The organism is Citreicoccus inhibens, assembly GCF_019039035.1.
GTDB classification, from domain to species: Bacteria; Myxococcota; Myxococcia; order Myxococcales; family Myxococcaceae; genus Citreicoccus; species Citreicoccus inhibens.
The window spans coordinates 1-6,802 of the sequence record NZ_JAHNZT010000081.1 but is presented as its reverse complement, the minus strand read 5'-3'; the positions used below and the strand labels follow the sequence as shown (position 1 = coordinate 6,802).

Genomic DNA, 6,802 nt, shown 5'->3' with positions numbered 1-6,802 from the left:
CTTCCTGGGCGGTAAGTCCTCTGTCGTCCGCTCTACTGGGCTCTTCGTCATGGGAATGCCTCCACACCGACTGGGCCACGGGCAACCACGCAAGAATGCGGGGTGCGCCACTAGGCACCTTCCAGGTTCATTGACGCACCTCCCAAGTAACATGCCAAGGGGACGTGTGTGAAGCCCTTGAAGGATTCCCAGAGGACTCACGGATTCCGCGCCTCGGATGAAATCAGTGCGGCCGAGCCTGGGTGGACAGGACCCCAGCCCGCTCTGCATACAAACCAGGAACCGCCCCTGCACTCGTGTCAGGAGAACAATCCGGAAGCGCAATGAACGGTCGGAGATGCACGGTGCCTTCGCTGCCCCCTCGCCCCGGACACGCGCCTCAAGAGCCGCGAGTGACGCACAAACTGCCCACCCGCCCGAGAGGTCAGCCCGCGCCACTATGACATGCGACGGCCTACTTTCACGGGGTGCTCGTCAACAAGTCCGCCGCCCCTGAGCGGCACGCGAAACCTCGCGAGGGCCCTGTGCCACAATCCCGGGCAGAGAAATGATGAAACGATGATTTGGCATCGTCTCCCAAGGCCCGAATGCTCCTCACATGAGCATTTCGCGAGCCGCATGGTGCGTCGCCATTCCGTTCATCACTGCAGCATTGGGCGCCTGCGCACATCCCACAGGCCCTCGCCCCTTGACGCCAGACATGGGGACCGAGAGAGACGTTCAGACTCTGCAGGGCGAGTACGATGGATACTCGGTGGAACTCAACCTCTTCACGAATGTGCCCCAAGGCGACTACGGACAAGCCATCCTGACAGGGCATGGTAGCCGTCCCATCGTGGTACGGAAAAAGACTCGCAGGGCGGATGGGATGCTGCCATCCGGGGCACCCCATCTGAGCATCGATGCCATAATGATGTACCCGACAGATCCCCGGGGACCGGACTTCGGGTGGGGGTTCATCGATGGTCTCGACTACACGTTCATGCAGCGACAGGGGTGGCTGTTCCCTTGCAATGAGGACAACTTTGACTACATTCTGTGTCGCCCCGAAACTCCATCCATCACCATCTCGAGCTACAAGCGCGTGGACGCCGCGATTCAGTACTTGGGCCGTTGGCTGAAAGATGGCAACTACGGTGGAAAGCTATTCATTGACGTGTGGAGACCCAAGGGCTCGGCCGCGGACGTCCATACGCTGATGGGTGAGAAGGACGGATACTCCGTGGAGTGGGCACACGAGCCTGGTATTCGAGACCGAACAGTGGTCGCCATCACCAGCCGCGGCGCGTATCCTCTCCCCCCTGTACCTGAGGGGAAAACCTCTACCTACCTCCAGGTTGGGCCGCCGAGCGAACAGTGGTCCCACTGGGTCCGCTCCGCCCAAGCTTATCCCCCCTCTGTCTTGACTGAGGAAATCGCCTCCTATGCCGATATGGACGAAGCCATCTTGACGTTCGGAAGACTCCTTCAGCAAATGAACATCGACGGCACCATGTTCATCTATGTCATCGGACCACAAGTCTACACCTTGGACTAGCGAGCATGCCGCTGAGTCTCAGCAGCTCCCTCCCACAATGAACGGCACTTTCGAATCCGCCCAAACGGATGAGAGCCGGACTGGGCTGCTCCCTGATTTGAGGACCACTAAGGAGTGAGCGAGTCCTCGCAGCCAGGAGGCAGGTCGGTCGTGAGGGCTCTCTCATTTCAACTGGTCAGATAATCGAGGGGTAGCCCATGCATGCGACGCCTCGACTGAGCAGGCAGTGTCGCGCACCAAGCTCGGCATCTCCCTCCCAGTGGAAGAGAGATGCCGACTCACACCAGCCGAGCGACGCGGCCTTTGGGCCTATGGCGAGATGAATGAGGCGACGCCCTGGAGCCTATCCACGTACGCCACAGCCCAGGTGTTGAAGGACGTCAGCACGTAGCCAACTGGCGCCATATCGTTCTCGAAGGCGATCCCTCCGCTTCCCCCCGCCGTACCCGTCACGGCCTGCACCGTTCCGTAGGTCCTCCAGTTGCTGATTCCGGAGCAATAGAGGCCGAACCGGTCCACAAAAGTTGTAGCGCGCCCTCTCACTCCCACTGCGGCCATGTTGGTCGGGCACTTGATGGAGCCGAAGTCCGACCCACCCGTGCCCCCCACATAGCCCGTGGAGTACTGGCTTCCCAAAGTTCCATCCGCATTGAGGAAAGCACAGATGAGTCCGAACCTCTCGACGTAGTCCCAGGCACGTCCATAGAAGCCGACGACCACATAGCCACTCGCGCAGGCCAAACTTCCGGCTCCTCCGCCCGTGCCCCCATGAATATTCAAGCTCACGGTGTACCCGGAAACCGAGAGCTCTGAATGCGCTTCGCCGAGCTGCACCCGCTCAGATTCCGTGCCCCCCTCTTCGGAGAGCGCATCGGCAGGACCGCCACAGGCCTGCAGCAAGACTACGCTCATCGCCGCAACAAGCCCGACACGATGAACTTTCAAGAGACCTCCTCAGTGACGCCATCCCGGGATGGGATGACCTGGAAGGCAATGGCGGCTCGTCCTCACGAATGGAGTCACCCATTCGAACTGCACGAGCATGGCCAATGCCTCGGCCACTAAAACGAGGAACTCACGAAACCTTCGGGCGGCGCGCATGTCTCTTCATGGCTGCACGGCGCCGCCAGCAGGCAGCTCCGATGCCAGCGACGACTACATGCGATTAGTGCAATGTGACCGCATTGGCGCGGACAGCGCTTGCCATATCCCGAAGGCTTTTGCTGCCGCTCAAACATGAGCATCGATTGGAGCCCCAGTGGGAAAGGGGCTCCTCGTCCCCCACAACTCGACGGCTCGTTCAAATCGAAGGGCGGCGCGTGCACACTCTGACTCAGGCCGCCTCTACCTTCGCAAAGGGCCGGGCCACCTGCTTGCCGTCACTGTCTCGCGCCAGAGTCACAGTCCCTGCCTTCTCGTTGATGGATGTCACCTGCGCAGTGAAAGAACCCCGCCCCTGCTTGTAGCGCACCTGCTGCCCCGCCTTGAAAGGAGACGCGGCCGACTCCTGGCTGGAGGCTCCAGGCGCAACCTCGGCGCTCACCTTCCGCGGACGTCCACGCCGCTTGGGAGCCGGAGACTTCACCTTCGCAGCCGGCACCTTCGCCACCTCGCGCTTCAGGGCCGCAGCTGCCGAGGCGCGCTTCAAGGCCGGTGCACGGCTGGGGGCGACGCCCAGGTAGCGGGCAATCTGCTCCAGGAGTTCCACTTGGCGGCCCAGCGTCTTCGCCACCTCGTCTGCCACCACAGCCCGAATCGCGCCCATCATGTCATTCTGAATCGTCACGTCGCGCACACTCTCTGGGCCTCATGCCCGCCGTATTGAGAAACCATTTACCTCTGCATCGACAATACACGAACTCCTAGATTTCCAACGCAACACCTGCTTCAGAATTCCCGCATGGTTTGATTCGGCACGAATCAACCAACGCGAGCCACTTCTCGCGCTGCACCTCCCAGGGCCCCGCATGTGCAATGGCCCGAAGGCCCCGCTCACTCAAGGGCTCCACCCCGTCCACCGCGTCCAAAAACAACACCGCCTCCTGAATGTCTGGGGCGAGAAGCACCAAGTCCAAGAGTTGCGTGACTCGCGCCCGGGTGAACTCGAGGTGGCAAGCCATGTCCGCGGCGCTCTGCACGTGCCTGCGGCAAATCGCGGCCTCGACGTGGTGGGCGAGCGCCAACATGCGGGCGACGTGGGACGGACGTCTGGACTCCGCGCGCGGCGGAGGGAGCTGCCCCTCGCGCAGCCTCACTCCCGCCCGGCGGTGCACGCGATGAAAGCGCGCACTGACGATGCGCTCCTCCGCCAACTGCGACTCGGGACTCGTGCTCATGCCGCGGCCTCACCACGCTCGGGCGCGGCACCGTCACCGGCGTGGGCCAAGTGCACGTCCACCTGGCCCGTCGCCTCATTCACCACCACTCGGCCCACGAGGGCGCGCAGCAGGCGTCCCCGGTTGACGGCCGTGAGGGCGTCCCACACCACACTGAAGTCCGCCAAGGATTGAGCCACCCACGCCGCCTCCATCTCTTCCCCCTTCACCGCGTCCAGGGCGCGCTCAACTTGCGCCAGGCGCTTTCGCATGCCAGCGACTTCCTCTTCAGCGGCCGTCAGCTTCTCTTCGACGAGGCGCCGGGCTGGGCCGTCCAGCTTGGAGAGGGAGTCCACCCACTTCCTCGACTCCCCAGCGCGCTTGGCCAAGTCCCTCGGGAGCTGTGCGCGCTCGACACGCAAGGCCTCGTGCTTCTCTACCAAGCGCGCCGTGAGGCGAGCATGAACCTGGACGGCGAAGCCTTCACCTACCGAAACCTCCCGCAGCTGCGCGACGACGAAGTCCTCCAGGGCGGCTGCCGGAAGGGGCGCGGCCCTGCACCCCGCCTTGCCCTGCTTGTCCCGGGTGACACAGCGGTAGTACCGGTACTCGCGCTCGCCCTTGCGCGTGGAGCCGGGCGTCATCGCCTCGCCGCACAGGCCGCAGCGAAGGAGTCCTCGCAGCACGTAGTCGGGGTTACGCCCGTGGTACTGAATGCCGGGGCCCTCCAGCAAGTCCTGCACCCGGTGGAAGGTGGCCCTGTCCACAATCGCCGAGTGCTCGCCCGGGTGCGTCTCGTCGCCATATGGCACGAAGCCCGCGTACAGCGGACTCCTCAATACGCGCAGCACGTCCTGCGTCGTCCACTTTCGAGATGCCCGCGTGGCACCACTCTGGGCCTCATACCGCTTCGTCTTACGCCCCGTCTCGTTAAGGAGGCGTGCCACCGCCGAGGCCTGCTGGTGCTGGAGGTACAACTCGAAGGCCTCCCGCACCACCACCGCCTCGTACTCATTCACCACCAGGCGCTTGTCCACCACGTCGTAGCCCAGCGGCGCGCGGCCTCCTGTCCACTTCCCCTTGCGTCGCGCGGCGGCCACCTTGTCCCGCGTCCGCTCGGAAATCATCTCCCGCTCAAACTCAGCGAAGGACATCAGCATGTTCAGCGTCAGCCGCCCCATCGCGTCTGCCGTGCTGAAGTTCTGCGTCACCGAGACGAAGGACGTGCCCGCCGCGTTGAAGCGCTCCATGACTTTCGCGAAGTCGAGGAGGCTGCGGGAGAGGCGGTCCACCTTGTACACCACCACCACGTCCACCCGGCCCGCGTCCACGTCCTGCAGCAGCCGCTGGAAGGCAGGCCGCTCCATGTTGGCGCCAGTGAAGCCCCCGTCGTCGTAGGACTCGTCCACCAACACCCAGCCGGGCTGGCGCTGCACGTAGGCGACACAGGACTCGCGCTGGGCGTCCAGCGAGTTGAACTCCATTTCCAGGCCCGCCGCCGTGGACTTGCGCGTGTACACCGCGCAGCGCTTCGCATCCGAAGGCGCTGGCTTGCTCTTCCTCATGGTTTCTCCACCCCCTCTGTCGTCGGCGGCACTGGGTCGCCGCTCGAGGACTGCTTCGGCCCGGAGAGCTGCTCCGCCACGACCACCAGCCGCTCCAGGTTGTCGTTGAGGCGCGTCAGTTGGCGGACGAGTTGCGGCATCGTCGTCTCGTAGAAGCGCTGCCCCATGTACGTTTGAAAGAAGGAAGGGCCGCTCATGGCGTCACCGCCTTCGAGCCGCCGGCCTTCTGGGCGCACCCGAAGAAGGTGTAGCCATTCCAGGCCGTGCCCGTAATCAGCTTGGCCACGCTGGAGAGGCTGCGGTGAAGCTGGCCCTCGTACTCAATCCCGCCCTCGCGCACCGTCACTCGGTGCTGCGTGCCCTTGAAGACGCGCGTCAGCACCGTCCCCAGCGGCGGCAGCCGCGCGTCGCGCCCGTCCGCAGCAGGTGCGCGCCCGCCCGCTACGGCAGGCGGAGGCGGCGCTGCGGGCTTCGCCTCCTCCACCTGCCGCATCCTCCAGCGCTCGGGCAGCTTGTCCCCCAGCTCCGCAATGCGTGCGACAGCGCGCGTGGAGAGTCCGCCCTCGGCCAGCTCCTGAATGCGGAAGGCCAGGCGCTTCTTCAGGTAGTCCCGGTTGCGACTGCGCGTCGGCTCGCCGTACAGCTCCTGATACTTCTCCGCCAACTCCGGCACTGACATGCTGGCCAGGGCAGCCAGTTGCTGCGGCACGTCCGCCAACTGCTTGCGCGCGGCGCGCGCAATTCCTCTCTTCGCCATGGTGGTGTTGTCTCCTTCGCCCGGGGCTGCACGCCCTCGGGCGAAGGCCATGGACGCTCTGTCCCCGAAAGAAGACAAGTCGAGAGTCTGCGGCTCAGCCATGCGCGCTCTCCTTCGCGCCCCACGTTGGCGCCTGTCGTTGCAGCTGCGCATGTCGGCGCAGCCAGAGTTCCCAGAGGGCCTCGGCGAGTACGTCGACTGCATCCTCGCGTCGCTGTCGCGGGACACTCGGCCGCTCGTCCGCGGCGGCACATTCCTGCTTCGACATGTTCGGGCTCATCACCATGACAAAAAGCCACCTGCAAACATGGGGGGACATTCGCACGCGGCTTTCGTGCCTCGCGGCCACTCGCCGCGAGGCACACCGCTGGCAGCCCACTACCCATTGGCCTCTTCTGTTGCGGAGTCATAGCCACAACTGCGTGCACGCCAATCGCGGCCACTCTCGGTGGAGCAAGGGAAGTCCCCCACCGAGGCGAGGTGCGTGCGAGACAAGTCCAACACCACCGCGCGCCGGCGGTTCATTCGCCCGTCGAAACAAACACGCTCATTCAGGGCGACGACGTAGCCCCCTTCGCGGAGGTTCTCCTGCAGCAGGCGTCGCAAGGCCCTCGTGTCCACCACCTCG

At 64.3% G+C, this 6,802-nt stretch carries 7 protein-coding genes; 1 reads left to right on the top strand and 6 read right to left on the bottom strand.

Features of this window, described 5'->3' with window-relative positions; all coding sequences use genetic code 11:
* Window positions 1-700: 700 nt before the first annotated feature.
* Entirely contained in the window at window positions 701-1,537 is an 837-nt protein-coding gene (locus tag KRR26_RS35925) for a hypothetical protein (RefSeq protein WP_217082121.1), read from the top strand.
* Window positions 1,538-1,846: 309 nt separating this feature from the next.
* Here the strand turns inward: KRR26_RS35925 and KRR26_RS35920 are convergent, their stop codons facing one another.
* The 6 genes from KRR26_RS35920 to KRR26_RS35895 form a co-directional block, all read right to left on the bottom strand.
* Window positions 1,847-2,482 carry a hypothetical protein gene (locus KRR26_RS35920; protein ID WP_217082120.1) on the bottom strand — a complete coding sequence of 212 codons (636 nt, stop codon included), beginning with the start codon at window positions 2,480-2,482 and terminating at the stop codon, window positions 1,847-1,849.
* A 388-nt stretch (window positions 2,483-2,870) separates the two neighbouring features.
* Window positions 2,871-3,323: a PspA gene (locus KRR26_RS35915; protein ID WP_328707276.1), complete on the bottom strand. Its 453-nt coding sequence runs from the start codon at window positions 3,321-3,323 to the stop codon at window positions 2,871-2,873.
* A 546-nt stretch (window positions 3,324-3,869) separates the two neighbouring features.
* A complete protein-coding gene (locus tag KRR26_RS35910; RefSeq protein WP_217082119.1) occupies window positions 3,870-5,417 on the bottom strand; it encodes a recombinase family protein in 1,548 nt (515 codons plus the stop codon).
* Window positions 5,414-5,614, bottom strand: coding sequence for a hypothetical protein (locus tag KRR26_RS35905; RefSeq protein ID WP_217082118.1), 201 nt, complete (start codon window positions 5,612-5,614; stop codon window positions 5,414-5,416). Before KRR26_RS35905 ends, KRR26_RS35910 begins: the two co-directional genes overlap by 4 nt.
* Window positions 5,611-6,174, bottom strand: a complete 564-nt coding sequence (locus KRR26_RS35900; protein WP_217082117.1) for a DUF2924 domain-containing protein — start codon at window positions 6,172-6,174, stop codon at window positions 5,611-5,613. The genes KRR26_RS35905 and KRR26_RS35900 overlap by 4 nt, the downstream gene beginning before the upstream one ends.
* A gap of 378 nt (window positions 6,175-6,552) precedes the next feature.
* Window positions 6,553-6,802: hypothetical protein (locus KRR26_RS35895; RefSeq protein ID WP_217082116.1), on the bottom strand; the 250-nt coding region annotated here is incomplete at its 5' end.

Bases quoted from the DNA above. Each gene is read 5' to 3' on its own strand.
- KRR26_RS35900 (WP_217082117.1), bottom strand. From the start codon at position 6,174: ATGGCGAAGAGAGGAATTGCGCGCGCCGCGCGCAAGCAGTTGGCGGAC.
- KRR26_RS35905 (WP_217082118.1), bottom strand. From the start codon at position 5,614: ATGAGCGGCCCTTCCTTCTTTCAAACGTACATGGGGCAGCGCTTCTAC.
- KRR26_RS35910 (WP_217082119.1), bottom strand. From the start codon at position 5,417: ATGAGGAAGAGCAAGCCAGCGCCTTCGGATGCGAAGCGCTGCGCGGTG.
- KRR26_RS35925 (WP_217082121.1), top strand. From the start codon at position 701: ATGGGGACCGAGAGAGACGTTCAGACTCTGCAGGGCGAGTACGATGGA.